Origin of the sequence: Pedosphaera parvula Ellin514 (assembly GCF_000172555.1) — a bacterium.
GTDB lineage: Bacteria > Verrucomicrobiota > Verrucomicrobiia > Limisphaerales > Pedosphaeraceae > Pedosphaera.
Genome location: NZ_ABOX02000078.1, coordinates 1 through 20,749 on the forward strand (window position 1 = coordinate 1; position 20,749 = coordinate 20,749).

The 20,749-nt window shown below is 55.3% G+C and carries 13 protein-coding genes, 1 tRNA gene and 1 pseudogene; 3 read left to right on the forward strand and 12 right to left on the reverse strand.

Features of this window, described 5'->3' with window-relative positions; genetic code table 11:
- The coding region (locus CFLAV_RS30120; protein WP_007418718.1) for a LamG-like jellyroll fold domain-containing protein at window positions 1–3,948 on the forward strand (3,948 nt) is incomplete at its 5' end.
- A 24-nt stretch (window positions 3,949–3,972) separates the two neighbouring features.
- The gene (locus tag CFLAV_RS30125) at window positions 3,973–4,716 is read left to right on the forward strand and encodes a type II secretion system protein (protein WP_007418719.1); all 744 of its coding nucleotides are present in this window, start codon (window positions 3,973–3,975) and stop codon (window positions 4,714–4,716) included.
- Window positions 4,717–4,728: 12 nt separating this feature from the next.
- On the opposite strand, the gene CFLAV_RS30130 is transcribed toward CFLAV_RS30125, so the two are convergent.
- Entirely contained in the window at window positions 4,729–5,499 is a 771-nt protein-coding gene (locus CFLAV_RS30130) for a M12 family metallopeptidase (RefSeq protein ID WP_007418720.1), read from the reverse strand.
- Between the two features lie 188 nt (window positions 5,500–5,687).
- Between CFLAV_RS30130 and CFLAV_RS30135 the strand changes: the two genes are divergently transcribed.
- The gene (locus CFLAV_RS30135) at window positions 5,688–6,005 is read left to right on the forward strand and encodes an RNA polymerase sigma factor (protein WP_007418721.1); all 318 of its coding nucleotides are present in this window, start codon (window positions 5,688–5,690) and stop codon (window positions 6,003–6,005) included.
- A gap of 80 nt (window positions 6,006–6,085) precedes the next feature.
- Here the strand turns inward: CFLAV_RS30135 and recQ are convergent, their stop codons facing one another.
- From recQ to CFLAV_RS30190, 11 genes and pseudogenes are all read right to left on the reverse strand, one after another.
- Window positions 6,086–8,272 (reverse strand): DNA helicase RecQ, encoded by a 2,187-nt coding sequence (gene recQ, locus CFLAV_RS30140; RefSeq protein WP_007418722.1) that lies wholly within the window; start codon window positions 8,270–8,272, stop codon window positions 6,086–6,088.
- 62 nt (window positions 8,273–8,334) lie between these two features.
- Complete coding sequence (gene msrB / locus CFLAV_RS33460; protein ID WP_007418723.1) at window positions 8,335–8,934, reverse strand: peptide-methionine (R)-S-oxide reductase MsrB; 600 nt, start codon at window positions 8,932–8,934, stop codon at window positions 8,335–8,337.
- A 321-nt stretch (window positions 8,935–9,255) separates the two neighbouring features.
- Window positions 9,256–9,477: pseudogene (locus tag CFLAV_RS37735) on the reverse strand (hypothetical protein); the annotation flags it as partial.
- A gap of 247 nt (window positions 9,478–9,724) precedes the next feature.
- Complete coding sequence (locus CFLAV_RS30150) at window positions 9,725–11,056, reverse strand: FG-GAP repeat domain-containing protein (protein ID WP_007418724.1); 1,332 nt, start codon at window positions 11,054–11,056, stop codon at window positions 9,725–9,727.
- A 102-nt stretch (window positions 11,057–11,158) separates the two neighbouring features.
- The gene (locus CFLAV_RS30155; protein WP_040550848.1) at window positions 11,159–11,485 is read right to left on the reverse strand and encodes a hypothetical protein; all 327 of its coding nucleotides are present in this window, start codon (window positions 11,483–11,485) and stop codon (window positions 11,159–11,161) included.
- 375 nt (window positions 11,486–11,860) lie between these two features.
- A tRNA-Gly gene (locus tag CFLAV_RS30160) sits at window positions 11,861–11,934 on the reverse strand.
- Window positions 11,935–12,099: 165 nt separating this feature from the next.
- Entirely contained in the window at window positions 12,100–13,698 is a 1,599-nt protein-coding gene (locus tag CFLAV_RS33465) for a glycoside hydrolase family 25 protein (RefSeq protein ID WP_007418727.1), read from the reverse strand.
- A 432-nt stretch (window positions 13,699–14,130) separates the two neighbouring features.
- A complete protein-coding gene (locus CFLAV_RS30175; RefSeq protein WP_007418728.1) occupies window positions 14,131–15,153 on the reverse strand; it encodes a hypothetical protein in 1,023 nt (340 codons plus the stop codon).
- The gene (locus tag CFLAV_RS30180; RefSeq protein WP_007418729.1) at window positions 15,150–15,542 is read right to left on the reverse strand and encodes a hypothetical protein; all 393 of its coding nucleotides are present in this window, start codon (window positions 15,540–15,542) and stop codon (window positions 15,150–15,152) included. The genes CFLAV_RS30175 and CFLAV_RS30180 overlap by 4 nt, the downstream gene beginning before the upstream one ends.
- A gap of 13 nt (window positions 15,543–15,555) precedes the next feature.
- Window positions 15,556–18,015: a DEAD/DEAH box helicase gene (locus CFLAV_RS33470; protein WP_007418730.1), complete on the reverse strand. Its 2,460-nt coding sequence runs from the start codon at window positions 18,013–18,015 to the stop codon at window positions 15,556–15,558.
- Between the two features lie 251 nt (window positions 18,016–18,266).
- Window positions 18,267–20,749 (reverse strand): LamG-like jellyroll fold domain-containing protein (locus CFLAV_RS30190; RefSeq protein WP_007418731.1); only part of this gene is annotated, 2,483 nt, incomplete at its 5' end.

Genomic DNA, 20,749 nt, shown 5'->3' on the forward strand with positions numbered 1-20,749 from the left:
TCGGTAGTGGCCGCAAACCTGGGCACGGCGGGCAGTACGGCTAATGGGGTTTTCATGGGATCGCCGACGACAGTGTATCCAGGCTCAGTTGGCGCATTGAGTGACGGGAGCCCGGCCATCACTTTTAGTAATGCCACGACCGCTCCATTCGGCGCCAAGATAGATGTTCCGTATGCTGCCGCGTTGAACCCATCGACTTTTGCAATTGAATGTTGGGCGTACGTGCCGGCTCTGTATCGTGATTATCAGGCTTTGGTATCAACTCGTAACACCACGGGCACGGGTACTGAACGCGGCTACATTCTTTACGCGCGAAACAACGGAAAGTTGGAATTTTGGACCGGTCGGGAAGCGGGTTGGAATGTAGTATCCTCGACCAATACCTTCCCGCTGAACACCTGGTTTCATGTGGTGGGAGTTTATGATGGCAACTCCATTTTTGTTTATTTGAACAATGAATTGGTTGGCTATCAAAAGGTGGTGGTGCCTTATGTTCCCAATTTTGCAAATCCCTTCAGAATCGGCGCCAGTGAATCCGAAAATGCACGAGGTAACTTTTTCCTGAACGGTTCGGTGGATGAGGTAGCCATCTATGGAGGACCGTTGTCCCAAGCGTCCATTTCCAACCATTTTGCGGCAGCCTTCTCGGTTCCACCCACAACAGTGACAGCTCCTTATTTTGTGCAGGATCCCCAGAACGCGACCAACCAGACCGGCGGCTCCATCACCCTGGGGGGAATTGCCTTCGGTGGTGTGCCAATCCAGTATCAATGGACGAAAGATGGCGTCAACCTGGGGGGCCAGACGAGTTATACACTGAATCTTGCCAATCTTTCCGACAGTGATAGCGGCATTTATCAACTTAACGCCTCGAATGGCGCGGGCAGTGTTGCGAGTGCCCAAGCTTATGTGCAGGTGTTGCCACCGGGCGGACCGGTATTGCTGACTGATTTGCCGGGAACGCTCACGGTATATGCCGGGAGCAGTCCGAAATTGGAAGTTAAAGTAAGCGGGTCGGTGCCGTTTACCTTTAACTGGCTATCCAACGGCGTTCAGGTTGCGACAACCACAACGGGTTCACTGGTACTGAGCAATATTCAGCCTTCGTTCGCTGGCAGTCAGTACCAAGTGCAGGTCGTCAATGCATACGGAGGCACCAATAGTTCTGTGGCGGTGCTACAGGTGGCCATCCCGGACCCGGCAAGTTCGACGGCAGCAGTGTTGGCTCAACATCCCATCTCATTCTGGCGGTTGGGAGAGGATTATTCCACAACGACTGCCTTCGATTATTGGGGAGGAAACAATGGGCAGTATTCCATTGCAGGCCAACATTACACGCCCGGTGCACTTGGACTGGATGATGATGGTGCGGCGCAACTTTATGGCAGCGGCAGCCGTGTGATTATTTCCAATGGCACGCCGTATGATTTTTCCGGCAACAGTGAGTTTACGTTTTCGATTTGGGCACGGCCGGAAAAATTGACGGGTTTTCAGCGGGTATTTTCCAACCGCCGCTATCTGAACAACACTGCGCCTGGCGGGTATGGATTTGGTTTCAACAATGCGAATGAGATCCGGTTTACGGCGTTTGCCATTCTGGATGTAACCGCCCCGGTGAGCTTGAACGTGGGCCAATGGTATCATCTGGCAGCTTCCTATCTGAATCACTCGATGGTGATCTACCTAAACGGTGCGCCGGTAAAAACCAATACATTAAGCAATATCATTCCAGGTGGTGAGCCATTGTATTTGGGTGGTAGTCCCGATGGCGGTGAAGAGCCGTTTACGGGCGAGATTGACGAGGCGGCAGTGTTTGGAAGCGCCCTTTCACCGACGCAAATTAAATCCTTGTACGATGCGCGCAATGGTTCCAAACCTAATATTGTGCAAGCGCCGGCCTCGGTAAACGTCTTTTCTGGAAACACTGCGAATTTTTCCGTGCAGGCAGCGGGTACGGCACCGTTAAACTATCAATGGAAGTCCAATAATGTGGCCATGGTGGGGCAAACGAACACGAGCCTGGTGTTAAGCAACGTACAACTTGCCTGGAGTGGAGCGCAGTTTTCAGTGGCAGTGAACAATGGAGCCGGTTCGACCAACAGTGCCGCAGCCATCCTTACCGTCATTGCTCCTTCGGGATATACGGCCGCGGTCTTGCAAGATCATCCGGTGGCGTTCTGGAGACTGGATGAAGCCAGCGGACCGACAGTCTCCGATTGGGCAGGAGGCCACAATGGTACGGCTGACGCCGGGGTTGGTTTTGGAGTGCCAGGCGCTGTAAACGGCAGTTCGGATACGGCGGCAACCTTTGGGGGAAGCAAGATCGATGTGCCTTTTTCAGCCGACTTGAACCAGGGCGTGTTCAGCATTGAATTCTGGGCGCGTATCAATGGTGGATCGGGCACTTATCGCTCGCCGTTGACCTCACGTGACACGGGTGGCCGGGGTTACATCTTCTATGCCGGGACTGACGATCATTGGCAATTTTGGACCGGTCCGGGAGGCAATCCATGGCAGAACATCACCGGTCCGGCAGTGGTTGAGGGAGAATGGGCGCATATTGTCGGGACATTTGACGGCACCACGAAGACATTCTATGTGAATGGACAGGTAGTTGGTTCGGCACAGGTTCCTTTCAATCTCAACACTGCCCGTCCCTTCCGGATAGGAGCCGGCGCGACCGAAGGACCAGGAGATTTGTACTTTCCGGGAGATATTGATGAAGTGGCGTATTACAACACGGTGCTATCGGCTGACAGGGTGGCGAATCACTTTGGATTGGGAGAATATGGTACCACCACGCAGCCGTTCTTCACGCAACAACCGACCCCGCAGACCATCCTTGCCGGGCAGAATGCTACTTTAAGTGCGACGGCAGGCGGCAGTCCCAGGCTGATTTATCAATGGCAGAAAGATGGGGTGAACATTCCAGGCGCCGCCAATCCTACCCTCACCATCGCCAATGCACAATACGCTGACAATGGGAGCTACAGTCTCACGGTGGCCAACAGCCTGGGATCGGTGACAAGCACGGCCGTCAGATTGTCGGTCATGCCTCCGCCGCAGTTTGCCAATGTGACCAACGGTTTGGTGTTGCACCTGGGTTTTGATGGGAGTTATCAGGACACTTCGGGCCGCAACAATAACGGTGCAGCGGTCGGCAGCCCTACGTTTGTGACGGGCAAGGTCGGAGCGCAGGCATTGCATTATTCCACTGATACTGGTGCTGGTGCTTATAATTATGTGAATCTGGGAGTGCCAGCAGAACTCCAGTTTGGCGCTGACGTGAACTTCTCCGTGGCTTATTGGATACGATTGACGGGCACGCCAAACAATATTCCGGTGCTTGGAAATGTGTATGGTGGGTTCAATACCTGGGGATACTGCTTTGCGCCAACGACGAATGGCGCGTGGTCCTATAGTCTTGCGAATGCGTTTACCGGCATTCCAGTGATCGGAGCCGCAGGTTCAATTAGTGATGGCAACTGGCATCATGTGTTGCACACATTCGACCGTGTTGGAAACGGGATTACCTACCTTGACGGGGTGAGTGTCGATACGCATTCGATCGTCGCTGCCGGTGACGTGAACGCAAATGGTCAACCCACAAACATTGGACAGGATTCCACCGGCGCTTATGTACCACCATTTTCGTCGGGTGCTGCGGATGTGGATGACATCGGTGTGTGGAATCGAGTGTTAACGCCGTATGAGGCCCAAAGCATTTACCTGGTAGGAAAGAAATATTCGCGCAGTTTTGATACCTACGGGCCGGTGGTCATGCAGGTGGCGGGCGCTGCGGGACAGATGGAAATCATTTGGCAGGCGGGGACATTGCTGGAAGCGAATGATCTGGCCGGTCCGTGGACATCGGTGGTGGGCGCAGCAGCGCCTTATTACAGGGTGATGCCAACGGCAGCGAAGAAGTTTTACCGGGTGAGTCAGTAGTGTAACTGCGAAAGCCGGATAATCATGAAACCGATACATTCCAAACGGGCACGTGGCGGATTCACGCTGATTGAGTTATTGGTGGTCATTGCCATCATCGCAATTCTGGCCGGCTTGCTTCTGCCAGCTTTGGCGAAGGCCAAGGAAAAGGCGCAACGCACCGCCTGTATCAATAACAATAAGCAATTGGGGTTGGCGGTGCAGATGTATGCCAACGATAACCGGGATTATCTGCCCTATCCAAACTGGGGCGGTGTATATCAGGGATGGCTCTATAAGCCGATGGGAGGACTGCCTCCAACCATTCCTGTGCTAAGTCCCGTGCTGGCGTACCAGGACGGATTGCTTTGGCCATTTATCAACAACATCAATGTTTACAAATGCCCAACGGATAAAACTAACACCGCGGCTTATGCTCAACGTGCGGACAAGCTATCGACCTACACGATGGCGGGAGTGGTGTGCGGATGGGGAAGTCTCAGCCCGAGCACTTACAAACTGGCATCACTTCGACAGGATGCTTTTCTAATGTGGGAGCCAGATGAGCAGCTTTATTATCAAGTTAACGGTACTTACGGAGCGTATAATGACGCCGGCAATGAACCCGACAAAGGGTGTGGGCTCGGTCGCTCACACATCAAAGGCGGTGTAATTCTTGGTATGAGCGGTCAGGTGCTGTTCTTGAAGTTTGAGACGTTCAATGCGGCGCTGAATGAAAAGCCAGGGCCACTGTGGTGCAATCCGGCGTCCCCGACGGGAGAACGGTAAGGCAATTCCAGATCACTTGTCCTGCTTGGTGAGTTTGGAGTCGGCTGAAGGTTTGGTGCCGTAAGCCAGCCGTGCCTTTTCAGCATCGGTGGCGCTGATGCCGTTGTCGCCCCATTGACCGATTACTTTGTCGTATTCCTTGCCTAAGGGAGCAATCACAACGCAAGGACTACTGCCGTCCCCATCCTTGCATTCGGATTCGCATTTGGAGGTCCAACAGGTCCGGTAATGCATGATGGAGCGATAATCGTAGGCGGTGGTGCTGACAATCCAGTTGGTTTTGGGAATCCAATCGTAGTCTGATTGACGGCCTTCCTTGATGTTCTCGTAATGGATGGTGACATGGCTGTCGCGGTCCCAGCGGGCATGTTCGTGGAAGAAGCCGAGGACATGGCCGAGCTCGTGCGCGGGCATCCAATCGCCCTGACGCCACCAGAAGGAGGTGATGTTGATGTCGGCACGAGCGCCTTTTTGAAAACCAACCAGGCTCGTGTTGTTTCCAGAGTTGGTTTGGCCGGTGAAATTGACGTATTCAGTTTCAGTGGTATGCGGGATGAAAGTGATGCGTGCGCCGGTGTCCATCCATCGGTTCATGGCGGCTTTGGCGGTTACCTGCTGGGCTTCGCTGAGTTTCGAAATATCATATGGGATGATGCCACCGGGCCAGGGAATGGGTTTTGCCGAAACAGCATCCACATGCGCAGGATTGGAATCAGCGGCGGAGGCAAATCGGGCGGCGAAAAAGAGAGCAATGAAATAAAGGCGCCAGGCGGTTGTGGCCATGGCCAGATTAAATATGGAGTGGAGGAGGTAGGAAAGCCTGGATTTTATGAAACGTCGCGGTGTGGAGTGTTTCGGTTGCCGGTGTTGTGGTGAACATTGTGCGCGCTTGAGACGCCAAACTGAGAAAGTCAGTGGGTTGGTCACGCAGATATATTTTTCATTTTGTACATCAGAGAGTAGGTTTTAATATGAATGGTGATAATTCTCAAAGAGGGCAGGGTAATCGTGGCCAACTCAGCGAACAGGTAGCGGGAACTGAGGGGCAAGTTGGCGAGCAGGAACATGATCCGCTGGAAGACATTGTGAGGGGGGAAGACGCGTCGGCACTGCTGCAGCATGAAATGCGGGCCTGGCCGCGGCCGGAGCGGGAAGTGTTCGAACTCTATTACGTGGAGGGCATGGAAACCGAGCAAATCGAGATGGTTACGGGCTACGCATTGAATGTAGTTCAGGAAAGTCTCGCGTCGGTTCGAGAGAAGCTGCAAAAACTATCGGTAGTCGCATGATTTTAGCGTGAGCGCGGGCGCACTCACGCACTCTTTGATTAAACAAGCCGGAACATGTAACGAATGGGAGGGTGTAGCGGCTATTTGCGGGGCGCACGGGCGGCGCGGAAGATGCGGAGCACGCCGTAATCAAACCGGTTATCGAGCATTTCGCAAACGCCGGTGAGGTTGGTCCAACCGAATTTGGCGAAGGCTGTGGCAATCTCCTGTTGTTCGGCACTGGTCAGGAGGCGATCCAATGAGACGGATTCACCAGCGTCGATGGCCGTGGCAAGGTGCGAGTAAATGGTTCCCGTTGTGAATCCGCGCTGCACTGCGATTTCCGCAACGCTCTGGCCGTCGCGGAAGCGTTTCAAAGTTTCGCGGGTCGTGTCATTGACTCGGGATCGGGCGGCGGTTGGTGCGGTCGCGGTAAAAGAATCGTCCGCAAAGATTTGACGCGCATTGGTCGCGAGGTGTGCGGCGATTTCGCCAAGGAAGGACTCGCCGAATTCCCGGAGTTTCTTCTCCCCCACGCCACTGATGCGAGCGAACTCCTTTTCACTTTGCGGATAATTGCGGGCCATTTGCCGGAGCGCGACGTCGGAAAAGATGATGTAGGAGGGGACATCGCGTTCGTTGGCAAGGCGTTTGCGCAATGCGCGGAGACGCTCGAACAAGCTTTCATCACAGGCGATTTCACCGGCCTGATGCGCTTGCTTTGCCGGTGCCGTGATCGGCCGTGAAAGCTGGACTGTGCCGCGTTGTTTTAAGAATTTGCGACCTTCGGCAGTGATCTGAATTACTGGAAATTTGTCCTTCGTTTGTTCCAGAAATCCGAGCCGGACGAGTTCCCGTCCAATCGCTCCCCACTCCGCACGCCCGACATCCCGTCCAATGCCGTAAGTGGAGAGCTGGGTGTGGCCCCAACGACGAATTTTCTCGGTATCCGCGCCGGTGAGCACCTCGGTGATGTGGTTTAGGCCGACGCCGAAACCGCTCTTTTCGCGCACCCGGAAGACACAGGAAAGAAATTTCTGCGCCACCAAGGTGCCGTCAAAAGTGTCGCGCGGTGAAAGGCAGTTGTCGCAGGCCTCGCAATTGGCCACAGGGAATTCCTCACCGAAATAATCGAGCAAGGAGGCCCGACGGCAGGAGGCAATCTCCGCGTAATGCACCATTTGTTGCAATTGCTCGCGCGCAAGCTGCTGCTCGTGCGGATCCGTCTTTTCGTTGATGAAGCCAGTTTGCTTGACCACATCGCCAGGGCTGAACAGCAGGAGGCACTCGCTGGGCAGACCATCACGCCCGGCGCGTCCGGTTTCCTGATAGTAACCTTCGACGTTCTTGGGCAAGTCGTAATGGATCACGAAGCGAACATTCGGCTTGTTGATCCCCATGCCAAAGGCAATGGTCGCACAGACCACACGGACCTCGTCGCGGAGAAACAATTCCTGATTCCTCGACCGCTCTTCACCAGGCAGGCCGGCATGGTATGGGCGAGCGGAAACGCCATCTTCATTCAGCTTCTGAGCCACGCTTTCGGCGGTTTTGCGCGAATGGCAATAGACAATGCCGCTTTCTCTTGGCCGGGCACGTATAAAGGACAGTGTTTGTTCGTAAGCTCCGCTTTTGGCATGGACGCGATAAGTGAGGTTCGGTCGATTGAAGCTGGCGACAAAGATCTGTGGTTCGCGGAGGGAGAGAGCTCTGATGATATCCTCGCGTACTCGTTCAGTGGCCGTGGCGGTGAGGGCCATGAATGGCACTTCCGGGAACAGTTCGCGCAGTTTGGAGATTGCGCGGTACTCAGGACGAAAGTCGTGTCCCCATTCGCTGACGCAATGGGCCTCATCAATCGCGAACAAATTAACATTCCAGCGTCGCAAGTCTTCGAGAAAGCCCGACAACATCAGACGTTCTGGCGCCACGTAGAGCAGGCGAAATTCGCCCTTGTGCAATCCGCGCAGGCGGGGCGTTGATTCGCCAGCCTCAAGCGATGAATTGAGGAATGTTGCCGGGGCTCCGCTCGCCGTTAGCGCGTCCACCTGATCCTTCATTAACGCAATCAGGGGCGAGATGACCACCGTCAGCCCAGGACGGACGAGTGCGGGAAGTTGGAAACAGAGTGATTTGCCTCCTCCAGTCGGGAGCAGCGCGAAGACATCCTTACCTGCCAACGTGTCGAGGATGATTTCCTCCTGCAAAGGGCGGAAGGAACTGAAGCCGAAGTATTGCTTCAGTGTGGGCAAAAGCTGAGGCGATCCCTTGTCGCGCGTATCCATCATTCGTTTGAGTTTGTCATAACGAGGATGGATAATCAATGCAGAGCACCATTAGCGGAGGCAGGTCAATGTTTGGCCTGCCTGGTAGCATCGGTCAGATTTTTGTTTTCCTTGAAGGTCAGTGACACGGAATTGAGGCAGAAGCGAAGATGGGTAGGTTTGGGGCCATCATTGAACACGTGGCCCAGGTGTGCATCGCACCGGGCGCAGAGAATTTCTGTGCGTTGCATTCCGTAACTCAAATCTTCCTTCGTGATCACGTTTTCCCCGGCAACAGGTTGAAAAAAGCTCGGCCATCCGGTGCCAGAATCGAATTTCGCTTCGGAGGTAAACAATGGCAGGCCGCAGCAGACACAGGAATAAATACCTGGCTTGTGGTTGTCATAGAACACGCCGCAAAACGCGGGTTCAGTTCCTTTGCCACGGGCGATTTTGTACTGTTCAGCCGTCAACTGCTTGCGCCATTCCGCATCGGTTTTGATTACTTTTGGGACGGCTTCTTTGGGACCTAATTGTCCCTTGTCGTCCAAAAGACGAACCTCAACCGTTGGGATTTGATTTGTCTGCCCTCCGGCTGCGAATGGCGAATTGGAATCTGCGGCGCAGGCGATCAGAGTGAAACCGATGCCAAGGACGAGGCTTAAAATCAGATAGGACATGGTCATAGTAATTTCCTTTTCACAACGGGCTCATTGTTCAGTCAGGACATCGAAACGGATGCTTTACTGAGCCGAACCTTATAATTTATTCTTCACCAAACTTGCTCCAGTTCAAGGGGAATACTGCAGATATTACGTGGGGGGGACGTTGTTTCTGTTGCAACCACGGAACAATGGAACGCGTCTGGCAGCCTACCTGAGAGAAAGTGCTTTACGGGTGGACTGAATCCTTTTGCGTGTGGAACTGGAGCGGGTGAAGGGAATCGAACCCTCGTGTCAAAAGTGGCTTAAAGTGGTGCAAAATTCGCAATAGAGACAATCAGGGATTTACAATCGCGGGTCGACCGGCTCGCTTTCCAATGCAAGCACGCCGAAGACGGCTTCGTGGACGCGTCGCAAGGATTTTTTCCGGGTAAAACGTTCGAGGGATTCAATGCCGAGTGCGAATTCACGTAAGGCCAATGACCGTTTTGTCGATAGTCCGTGAGCGCGTAGGCGTTCCAAATTCTCCGCCGCTGCGTATTCTGGGCCATATATGATACGTAGGTGACTGAGCAACCTGGGTCACCGTCGGGATAAACTCCAATCCTAGATTTCTCAAGCGGAAATTGTCCGCTGCCACCAAAGCGAACACTATTTCGCGGAACTGGCAGAGGACCGATTTCGATCCTCGCCTTTCAGGACAGCCAATCACCGTTGTTCATGGAAAATTCACATCTTTCGGAGAAAACGATGACGTGCATACCACGCGCTGAGCGGGGCGCCACCCCTCCCCCCAAAAACGCCATCGTTCGCCCTAAGGATGCAACAGGCGGAAAAACTGGTTTCCCTGAGACGCTGGAATGGTCAAACTCTTGTTCGTTCCGTCATTAGCGATTCCGTAACCACTGTAGCCGGCCGGAGCCCAAGACGAAGGATTCAGGGCGGGCGTTTGCTGCAAAGACCATCCTGCCGAGGCGGACGGCCATGAGACCACGAGATTCTTGCCGGAATTACTCAAGGTCAACTTTGGCGGAATCCCCGGGGGCGGGAAGGTCGATTTGTTCAATACCACTGAAATTCCATGATCGATATTCGCGCTGATCAAATCGAGTCTGCCGTCGCCATCAACATCCGCGACGACGAGCGAATCAGGCCCACTTGAAACGGTGATGTTGGTTGCGATCACAAATCCGCCAGCGCCGTCGTTGGTCAGTACTGTAAGAGTCCCGTCGCTGTCATTGGCGGAAATCAAATCGAGCCTGCCGTCTCCGTTCACATCCGCGGCGGCCACGGAATAGGGATTAACGCCCACGCTCGGCGAAGCGGCGAGGGTAAATCCACCACTCCCGTCATTGGTCAAAACGGACAGTGTGTTGTCCCAGAGATTCGCAGTGATCAAATCCATCCTACCGTCTCCATTAACATCCGCCGCCACGACCGATACGGGATTGGCGCCAACGACCGGTGTCGAGGAGACGGCAAACCCGCCCATGCCGTTGTTTGTGAACACAAGCAGGTGATTGTCCCAACGCGCGCAGATCAGATCCATGCGTCCATCTCCATTTACATCCGCCGCGGTTACCGAGGTGGGAAAATATCCCACGTTGTAATTGCTGCTTAGCAGAAGCCCGCCTTTGCCGTCGTTGGTAAGAACGGATATCGTATCGCTGTTGTTGTTCGCGTTTGCAGTGATCAGGTCCATGAATCCATGGCCGGTGACATCCGCCGCGACGACTGAAATCGGCCATACGTCAACTGTCTGGCTGCTGGCGAGGACGAAATTACCAGTGCCACCGTTGGTCAAAACGGATACGGCATTGGCATATCGGTAAGCGTAAATCAGGTCCGGCTTCCCATCACCATTAAAATCCGCCGCCGTTACCCAGGAAAGGGAATAACCCACAATCAGGGAGGAAGCCACCGCGAACCCGCCACTGGCGTCGTTCGTGTATATTGTCAGTGTGCCCTGGTCAAAACTTGCGCAGATCAAATCCACTTTGCCGTCGCCGTTCACATCCGCCGCGACGACTGAGACGCCTCCGGCACCTGGATAGTTGATGGCAGGCGCGAAAGCAGTCCGGGCGGCGGCGTGATGCTTTCCGGCGAGCAGTGCGAACATCATCATCAAACACATTCGGATCTTCATTGGTTCCCTCAAAAATTGCGATTATTCATGCGCTTCATCGAAGTGGAATGGATCATCACACCGTTTTCCCGAAGTTCCATGTTTTTTGAAGATTCTGCAACCTTAAACCGGAATTTCCCATTTGCCTTGATGTTCATGTTGCAAATTGGTTTCTCCGGTCATTTTCGCGATTATCCTTCCATCGCTTGGCGTTGCAAGCCAATTTTCGGTGCTAGAGATCTGTTTTGCGGTGCAGGCTCCCGGTTCGGCACGGATTTTTCGGCCCCAGCCAACCGCTTGAGCCGGAGGCAGCGACACTTCGCCCGTATTGACTGATGTTTTCATTCGGTTTTCATTCATCCGCTGGCCATGCCGGACAGGCGCACGGCCTCCTGCTTGAACTCCCGCGTCTATGTCTTGCTTGGACTGTTCATCATTGTCACTTTCCATAACTTTATCCCTGTGTCCACAAGATCGGGAGAGGTTCACAGACCCTAAGAAAACCCGGGTCTGCTCATCGACGTTGATGAATCCCTCATTGCAGGTATTACAGCACGGCACTGTGATGTCGACTGGCTTCGGCTTGGGAAATCCTCTGGCGGGACATGGTCACGCGTCAGATTTTCGGTCGCACGGCGCGCAGGTAACAGCATTTTATTCTGTGCTGCGTCGGTCTTTCAGCCCCATCCGCGGTGCTCAGCGAATCTTCGCCGGGAACAAAATTGCCTCTTCGGCTGAATCGTTCTTTAAGACAGATTTTTCGGGTGATTTACTGCACTTTTACTGCACTTTTACTGCACTGATCCGCAAGTCATCGATTATCAATGGAGCGGGTGAAGGGAATCGAACCCTCGTCTCAGCCTTGGGAAGGCCACATTCTACCATTGAACCACACCCGCGGTACGCTGGTGAATATGTGTAACAGATTGGGTGGGGAGAGGCAAGGATGGATTCGTGGGAAATTCAAGCGTGCATTGTATTGCGGACAAGCTCTGGGCAAAAGATTCGTGCAAACCAGCACGCCAACCCAGTATCAACAAGGGCTGGCGTGCAAGGAATTTGGCTTAGTGAACGGGAATATCCGTACTCAGGCCGTAAATGAACGAAGTGAAATTTCCGGTGGAGCTATCCCTCAAGTACATTCGTGACGTCGAAGGACGGAACAGGTTTTCATTGTTTGCACCGTTCGCCGTGGTGTGAGAGAGCCACGGAATATCGCCACTTTGACCGTATTGAAAGCTGTGGCTTGAAGCGTCGGTGCTGAAGCGGACATACCAGGTCCCGGTGGAGGGACGAAAGAGGACCGCATCTTGTTTGCCATCTCCGTCATAATCCGAACCCCACATTGGAATGTCGCCGCTTTGACCATATTGGAAGCTGTGGATTGATTGATCTGCGCTGAAGCGCACATACCACATTCCGGTCGAGGGGCGGAAAACAACGGCGTCGGGAGATCCGTCGCCATCATAATCTCCATTTAGCAAGGGAATATCGCCATTTTGCCCAAACAGAAAGGAGTGAATGGCGCCACTTTCGCTGAAGCGCACGTACCACGTTCCGGTCGAGGGGCGAAAGACAGTGGCATCGGGAACACCATCACCAGAAAAGTCGCCGCCCAAAAGCGGGATGTCGCCAGAGGTGCCAAACGTGAAAGCGTGACTCGAAGCATCCTGGCTGTAGCGGATATGCCAGGTGCCATCGGACGGGCGGAACACAACGGCATCAGCAGCGCCATCACCACTTAGATCACCACCCAATAATGGAATGTCACCGTTCTGACCGTATTGGAAAGAGTGATCGGAGTTATCTGAACTAAACAGCACGTGCCAGGTGCCGTCAGATGGACGGAAAACGGCATAATCGTCCTGCCCATCACCATTAAAATCATATTTTAGCTGTGAGGCGGAGGCGGTCGTCGTGGAAGTGGCGACCATGGTTGAGACCAGGCTGGCGGAAGTGCCATTGAAGACGTCCAAGTCGACAGCGCCCGAGACGCCAGAAACCGAGCCACTTTGCGAGAATTGCCATACAGTCCAGACGCCCGAGCCCCAAACTTCACAGCCGCTGCAGGTGGTCCAGGGATTGCTGGTCTGTGAACTCTGGCCATTGTAATCGGCGATGTCGGCAGACCATTGCGCCACGCTGCTGTTAAAATTACAGGCGCTGCAGGCGCTGGTGTAAATTATTGGTTTGACCTTGACCCCTACCGCGGCGGCTTTGGCCACGATGGCATTGCACCATTGGTTGGCCCAATCCGAATAGCTACTGGCGCCGACGAGGCCGCTAAACACTTCCATATCGAGCATGGGCATGAAGGTTTTACCATCGGCCTTGATATAGGAGCCGGCAGCATTCCAGAAATAGTTGGCTTCGGCGGTTGGGCTGTTCAGGTTGGGATGAGCGAAATGATAAGCACCCATGTAAACGCCCGCCGCCTTGCCGTTGTTGATATGGGCCGCGAGAGTTCCATCGATGAAGCCAGTGCCTTCGGTGGCCTTGGCCCAGGCGAAGACGTAGCCGCCCGCCTTGACACTGGACCAGTTGATGGTCCCGGGGTTGTTGTTCGAAACATCAATGCCCAGCGGGCGGCTCGCCAGTGCGCGCGCTGGCGCAAAGGTCAGAACCAACGCTGCAGCGATGACCGTGGTCCAAATAGTATTCATGTTTTTAAGCCGATCAATAACAGCAGGTTTTACTTCACCGAGTGGGCGGGGCGGAGCATTGACAGATTTTGGTGAACTCCGGAGGTGACGACTGGCGGTTGTAAGGAAACGTTTCATTTTGGTTTTCACTTCAGACAACGAGCTGGTTGATGTATTCGTGGAGAATCAGCAACCCGTTGACTGACTCTCCGCGTTTGAAGTTCCGTTGAACCGATGCCTTCAAATCATTGCCGCCAAAATGAAAACAGCGGCCTGACACTCGTCAGGAAATCTGGTACAACCAAAGATATTGAGCGCGCCCAGTGAGGCGGGTGTCATGGAATTAAAGTAGAAAGGCTAGGGAGAAATTGGGAAATCGTCCAGTCACCCGAAAGGGTGATGGGGGCAAAATGACAAATGGGAGGTCGAGTGTGGCAATGGCTTAATATTACTTTAAATCGATTTTTGCTCTGCCAATACCCAGCGGCGCGAGCGCGAGACAAACAACGCATCGATTGCCTGTGAGCGGTGCGCCCGGTCGAATTGCAGCCGGGTCCGCCATGCTTTTTCGGCCACCAACAGAAGTGCGTCCAGGTGCGGCTGAATGCGGATTTCATGTCGAGCCAACTGATCGGCGCGGCGACGGGCATGCTCCGCCTTTGCGGCGGCAAGGCGATCAGCGGTTTTCACTTTCGAGTTTTCGTTGGCGCTACGACCTGCGCGGGCAGTCAGTTCACGCTGATAGTTCTCGAAGTAGTCGTCGATGCGTTCCAGTTCACGGCGCAGGCTGTTTTCCTGCCTGATTCGCACCCGGACCAATTCCTCGGCCACTTCATTTTCAAGCCGCAAGGCAAGCAATTCCCGCCAGCGCGCCGGGTCGGGAGTCGGCCAGGCGATTTCAACAGCGGGTGCCGGCGCGGCCTGCTGAAAGCTCAGGTCGCGGGCGAGGCCTTCGTCGGATTCGCCACCGGGCAAGGATATGGCTACACGATGCAGGGACCAATGCTGGTCCATGGCTTGGATTTCGCAGCGCACGACGCCGATGAATGAAAAATGAAAGTCCGGCTTGAACGAGGCGGTCAACTGCCAGCGCGAGGTGTCGGCGAATTGGGCATACCATATTTTCCCGGCCACGGCGGCATCCGGCGGGCGCGCTGCAGTCTGATCCGCCAGGACGAAGCGTTCCAGCGGCAAAAGGGCGGGCCGCAACGCTTCGGCGAGTTGGAACGTGAGCGGACAACCGGGAAATACTTCACGCGTGGCGTCGCGCGCCTCAACCGCATTTGGAGCGGTAAAATGCAGTTCGACCTGGTGGAGCGTGCCTTTAGGATTCCAAAGATTGGCGGCGCGTCCATCCGCTATGACTTCAAGGCGATCGTGCCACGTGCGCTCACAAAGCGCTCCGATGGAGGATAGGCCCTGCTCATAGAATTCCAGCAGTTCGGTGGGATCGTGTTTCAGGCGGTTGAGTTTCATGGCAGAAAGCGCTCAATGAAGTTCAGATAACCCTGCTTTCCGCCCGCTTTCGTGTGCCGCTCAACGGATTTCCCAAGTTCCCGCAGGCAATTCACCAGCACTTCGAGCGAAATGGGAGGGATGCTTTCCGGGCCACCCAGCACACTCGATCCCCGACCAAGCCGGAATTCACACATGAGCCTCAGGGCGTCAAAAGTCGTGGCATCAAGTCCGCTCAAGCCGTGTGATTTGGGAGCATGGCCACGCAACTCGGCGCGGTAGGTCTGGAAGGCCGCCTCGTAGGCGCGTAGCGCGGTATAATCCGACATGTGTGGGTTGGCGCGCCAGATTTCCACCACGCTGAATTCCAAATTTTGGAGAATGTCAAGTTTATCCTCGGTCCATTTCATGGCTGGGGCAGGGTTATAATGATTCGTAATCCTTGGCAAAGAGAGTTTCGTCGAGTTGCTTTATTTCAATGAAGGCATCGCGCGCGGCGGCCAGTTCGTCCCCGAGCCCGGCCATCGCCTCGGCCACGCGGCCCTCATTTTCGCGCCAGCGACGGAATACTTCCTCGGCGAATTCGTCGCTGCTGAACCGCTCGCCCAGAACCAGGCCGGTTTCGCCCACAACGACCTCGAAGAGGTTGAGTTTTTCCTGAAGAATCTCGAGCAGTTGCTCCTGCAATGTGCCCGCATATACTAAGTTGTAAATATGGACTGGCCGTTGCTGGCCGAGCCGATGCAACCGCCCGATGCGTTGCTCGATCTCCATCGGATTCCACGGCAGGTCGAAATTCACGAGGCGGTGGGAGAACTGGAGGTTTCGCCCTTCGGTGCCGCTGTGGGTGAGGAGCAAGGCCCCGCCCCGCCTGCGAAATTCTTCCGTGATGGGATGGCGCTCCGGAGCGGGAGTGGCACCGTTGATAACGAAGGTGGCGACGTTTGCGGCACGGAGGAATTCCGCCAACGCGGCCTGGGTTTCTAAAAACTGCGTGAAAATCACCACGCCGCCTTCTCCATGGGTCAGTGGCGGGATTAATTCGCACTTCCGCCGCCAGCTTGTTTCGAGCGGCGCCAGTTCGCGCCAGGCACGGGCGGCGGCGGCAGCGGGGAATTTTCCGAGGGCGGCGCGCCAAGCTGCCGGGCTGCTGCCGGCGGTTTGCAACAGCAGTCGCCCCCACAAATTCGACTGGCCGGGGGTGAGCCGGGCAAGCTGCACACGCAATTCGCTCTCCCACTGCTGCCAGAAGGCCCGTTCGGTTTCGTCCGGCGTGAACAAAACCGTTTCGGCGCGGCGAGGCGGGAGTTTCAAACCGGCGTTAGCGCGGGTATTGCGGATCATGATTTGGCCGAGCAACCGGCGCAGTTCCTCCGGTTCGCGGGGTTGTCGGGGACGTTTGGGATTCACGAAACGGGCGCGAAATTCCTTTGGCGAGGGCAACTGGCCCGGTTGCAGGAGGGTGACGAGGTTATAAAGTTCTTCCAGGGAATTCTGGACGGGTGTGGCGGTGAGCAGAAGCAGGAATTGGCGTGGCAGGGCATTAACTGCCTGCCAGGCTTGCGACTCGCGGTTGCGCAGATAGTGCGCCTCGTCCACAACGAGGATGTCCCAGCTCACCTGGCGTGCAATTTCCAGATGAGCGGGTTGTTTGAGGGTGTGGAGGCTGGCTACAATGCCGGGGTTTTCACGCCAGAAGTTTTGCGGTTCATTTCGTGCGGAAGTCTGGTTGGAGGTGACTGTCGCCAGACCGAACTTGTCCGCCAACTCCTCCTCCCACTGATCCACCAGGGAAGGCACGGTCAAGACCAGGAATCTTTTGACCATGCCGCGCGTGAGCAATTCCTTGAGTATGAGGCCCGCCTCAATGGTTTTGCCCAGGCCCACTTCATCCGAGAGCAGGGCGCGCCCGCGTAGCGGCCCGAGGACGCGCAGTGCGGTGCGAAGCTGGTATTCCAGCCGCTCGATGCGGCAGTGCGGAAGACAGAGCAGATCATCCGATTGATTGGAAACCCACCAGAGGGCAGCGCGTTCGCGAAGAAAAAAACGGTCAAGGCTGGTCAAGGGAAAAGCCGTTTCCTGAAATGTGAGCGAAGGCATTTCAAAACGCACCGGTACCGACGGCGGTGCCGGGCTCGTGGGCGGGGATTTCACATTTGTAGGTGGAGATTCGGGCTTTGCCTTCGTCCTGGCGATTTTCCTTATTTCCGCGGCCCTGCGCGCCACGATTTGCCGGGATTCGCGTTGGCGGCGTTCTTGAGCGAGTCGCGCCATGGTTTCCTGCCGCCGGGCCTCCACTTCGGCCTGCTTCTGTTGTTTGCGCTGCAGGCGGCGTCCGTAGCTCTCAAAATCCGCGAGCGCCTCCGGCTGGATTTGATCCATGATCCGCCCCAGCGGTGAGAACTGGAGGCGCAACCCCTCAGCCATCGCCACAATGTTATCCTCAATCCAGGCATAAGGCTCACCGTTGAATTCGAAGGGCGATAACTGCTCGCGGACCGGCGGTTTGCCACCGGACTGTGGTGTGACCCAAAACGCAGTGAGGGTATTGAGGCTTGTGGGGAACTGGTTTAACCAGCGTTTCATCGCCGCGCGAATGGAATTGCGGTGGTGCGAGGATATGGCCGCTTCAAGGTGGCCATCCTTTTCCGTTTCCCAAGTCAACTGGTCCGAGCCTGTGCAGCGTACACGGCAAACGGCGATGACTTTGTCCGAACCGGGCGCGTGCCAGGCGAATTCGGCGAAACCTTTCGCCTGGTCAAAGGTTACGCAAAGATCGAGCAAGGAAGATGTCTGCGCCCTGAGCCTGGCCAAACCCGGAAGCGATGGCTGGCTCCTGCGTTTGGTTTTCTGTTGATCGCGCAACTGTTTTGAATCCAGCATGGCAGTGAAAATGGGCGATGGTTTGAAGGGAATTCAGTCCGTACCGCTTTAAAATTACCAACCTAACTAACGTAATCTTGAAGCAGCCGGTAAATCAATTGCTTTTGAGCTCGATTTGGGCACGAAAAACTGACAATTGGAATTGAGCAAGTGGAAGGCGGGATATTGACGTTGCATTGCAAAACAAAGCGGGCCAGCCGAAGCTGGCCCGCTGGTGAACAGGACTTGCAAGGCCTAATCAGAAGAGTGGATCAGTGAACTTTCAGCCGGTAGAACTGCTGGCTGCCGATGGTTGCGATGGTGTAAGGCGAAGCTCCTCCAACCACGGTAGTCCAAGGACCAGTTACAGTAGGAGCTGACTCCAAGGGCGACGCGGTTGACCAAGTGAGCACGTGGTTACCGTTGGTGGTCTGGAGTGTGAGAGGGATCGGGAGGCCTTGAGCCACGGCGTAATGTCCGTAGACTTGCGCCGGTGTGAGGGGGTAGTCGTAGAGTGCGACTTCATCGATCGTGCCTTGGAAAGGTAGGCTGTAAGCCGACGGTTCAACGTGGCCTGAGTTTTTATTACGGTTTCCAATGACGATGGAGTTTTCATTGGCGGTCGTGATGGTGGTTTCGTTGATGCCAACTCCGGCGGCGATCACGCCATTGGTGCCGGAGCCAGACTTGCCTAGATCATACGCATAAGCGAGAGGGGGAACGACGCCATTCGTTATGATGTTGGGTCCGACCAGTTGACCGTCCACGTAGAGGAGCAGGTTGCTGTTGACCTGGTCGCAGACACCCACCAAGTGATGCCATTTGCCATCCATGGACCAACCGCCAGAGATCGGGCTGCCGCAGAAGGTAGACGAACCTTGTGCGTTGACCAAGGTGGCCGAAGCCGCATTACGGACGTAGAAACGGAAGCCGTTGTTGATGTCCATGGAGAATTGCTCGGCACCACCTTGGCCTTTGGCCACGATGCACGCGCCGCCGACCTGGGCAACACCCGTGGGACCATTGACCCAGGCTTCCAGGGTGAATGCACCGCTTTGGCCGTTGGGCTTGGCAAAGCTGAGGTTCGTGATGCTCACACCGAGGTAATTATCGACCGAGCTGCCGCCGCCGATGCCGAATTTGCAAGCGGTGTTGGTGTCGAAGCTGGAATTATAACCCGCGACGCCGAGCAAGGGGATTTGGTCGGGCTGATTGGCCGTATATAGTCCGTCATTGCCGCCAACGTGATCAAAGCCAGTAGGACTGCCGACGGATTCATCCAATCGATAGTAGGCTCTTGGATGATCATGAAGCACCGTGACCGGGTAAGCACTGGTTGGAGCTGGGACGACCGTGAGGGTTGAGGGGGTGCTGTTGGTGGTGCTGAGAGGATTATGCACCACGCAATCGTAACTGCCGGTATTCGACGCTTGAAGATTCGTGATGGAATACGTGGCATTGGTCGCGTTAGCAATGTTGGCTCCGTTAAAGCGCCATTGATAAGTCAGGGGCGCGCTGCCGAACGCCGTGACTGAAAAGGTGAGCGGTTGGTTGGCATAGCGCGACGTGTTCATGGGGGTGGTGTCTGCCAACAGTTGCGGCGGGCCGAATCCTGCAGGCACCTCGACGGTGGTGCCTACGTTGGTGACGGAACCGTAGGCATTGGAGACCTTCATGGTATAGACATTGGTGCCGGTGTGCGAGGTGTTTACCGCCAACGAGAGGCCGGTTTGTCCGGCCAGCGCAACGTTATTTGAGTACCATTGATTTGTGCGTGGTGCGGAGCCAAGAACCGTCGCGGAGAGCGTTACGGGTTGGCCGAGGATGGCTACGACGTTGGTGGGGGGAAGGACAGTGAAGTAAGGCGGCAGAGGTGCAGCATTATAGTGGGCCTGTACCTGTGCGGGGGAGAGGGCATAATTATAAACTGCCACATCGTCAATAGTGCCCATGAACTGGTTGTCATAACCAAATCCAAAGCTCTGTGAGCCGATCGCAATGGGGTAGGTGGAACTGTAAAGCCCGGTTCCAGCAAGGCCCGTGACGGTTCCGACATTCACGCCATCCACGTAAAGCGAGATTGAACTGCTGGCTTCATCACAGACAGCCACCAAGTGATGCCAGTTGCCGTCCGGAGCGGAGGAACTGTAAATCTGGGAAGTGCCACCACCAGGTTTGCGGGTGTAGAAGCGGAAGTTGCCCCCGGGCGCGCTGGCATCAATAACGAACGCATCACTGCCGGGCGGGCCCTTGGCAACAATGGCTGAGCCGGCGCTGTTTTGGTTTGCAGGACCATTGACCCAGGCTTCCACGGAGAACTGTGCATTGGAGCCGACAGGTTTGGCGAAGTCGACCAGGGGGATGCCGTTGGGTGAGTTGTCGGTTTCAATCATGGCGCTATCCGTCGGAGAGAGTGACCCGAAGCTCGCGGCGGTGTCTGTATCAAACGATGGACTGTACCCGGGAACCCCGAGTTGGACGCTATTGTAAGTCCCGTTGTGGCCGCCTACATAATCGTCGGCAACGGTGGAATCAGAAGGTTCGTCCAGGCGCCAGTAAGCAATTGGCAGATCGGACAAGATCCTGGAAGCATAAGGTCCCGAGGGCAAGGCCACGCCGGCAAGGCTGGCTGTGCCGCTGGTGGTGATGGAGCCGCCACCGAAATCATTGCTGACAACAACGCTGTAGGCATTGGTGCCGGTGGAAGCTGTGGCGAGGTAGGTGGACTGGGTTGCGCCAGGAATTATCACTCCAT

Coding starts and splice junctions, on each gene's coding strand:
- CFLAV_RS30125 (WP_007418719.1), top strand. CDS start 3,973: ATGAAACCGATACATTCCAAACGGGCACGTGGCGGATTCACGCTGATT.
- CFLAV_RS30130 (WP_007418720.1), bottom strand. CDS start 5,499: ATGGCCACAACCGCCTGGCGCCTTTATTTCATTGCTCTCTTTTTCGCC.
- CFLAV_RS30135 (WP_007418721.1), top strand. CDS start 5,688: ATGAATGGTGATAATTCTCAAAGAGGGCAGGGTAATCGTGGCCAACTC.
- recQ (WP_007418722.1), bottom strand. CDS start 8,272: ATGATGGATACGCGCGACAAGGGATCGCCTCAGCTTTTGCCCACACTG.
- msrB (WP_007418723.1), bottom strand. CDS start 8,934: ATGACCATGTCCTATCTGATTTTAAGCCTCGTCCTTGGCATCGGTTTC.
- CFLAV_RS30150 (WP_007418724.1), bottom strand. CDS start 11,056: ATGAAGATCCGAATGTGTTTGATGATGATGTTCGCACTGCTCGCCGGA.
- CFLAV_RS30155 (WP_040550848.1), bottom strand. CDS start 11,485: ATGGAAAGTGACAATGATGAACAGTCCAAGCAAGACATAGACGCGGGA.
- CFLAV_RS33465 (WP_007418727.1), bottom strand. CDS start 13,698: ATGAATACTATTTGGACCACGGTCATCGCTGCAGCGTTGGTTCTGACC.
- CFLAV_RS30175 (WP_007418728.1), bottom strand. CDS start 15,153: ATGAAACTCAACCGCCTGAAACACGATCCCACCGAACTGCTGGAATTC.
- CFLAV_RS30180 (WP_007418729.1), bottom strand. CDS start 15,542: ATGAAATGGACCGAGGATAAACTTGACATTCTCCAAAATTTGGAATTC.
- CFLAV_RS33470 (WP_007418730.1), bottom strand. CDS start 18,015: ATGCTGGATTCAAAACAGTTGCGCGATCAACAGAAAACCAAACGCAGG.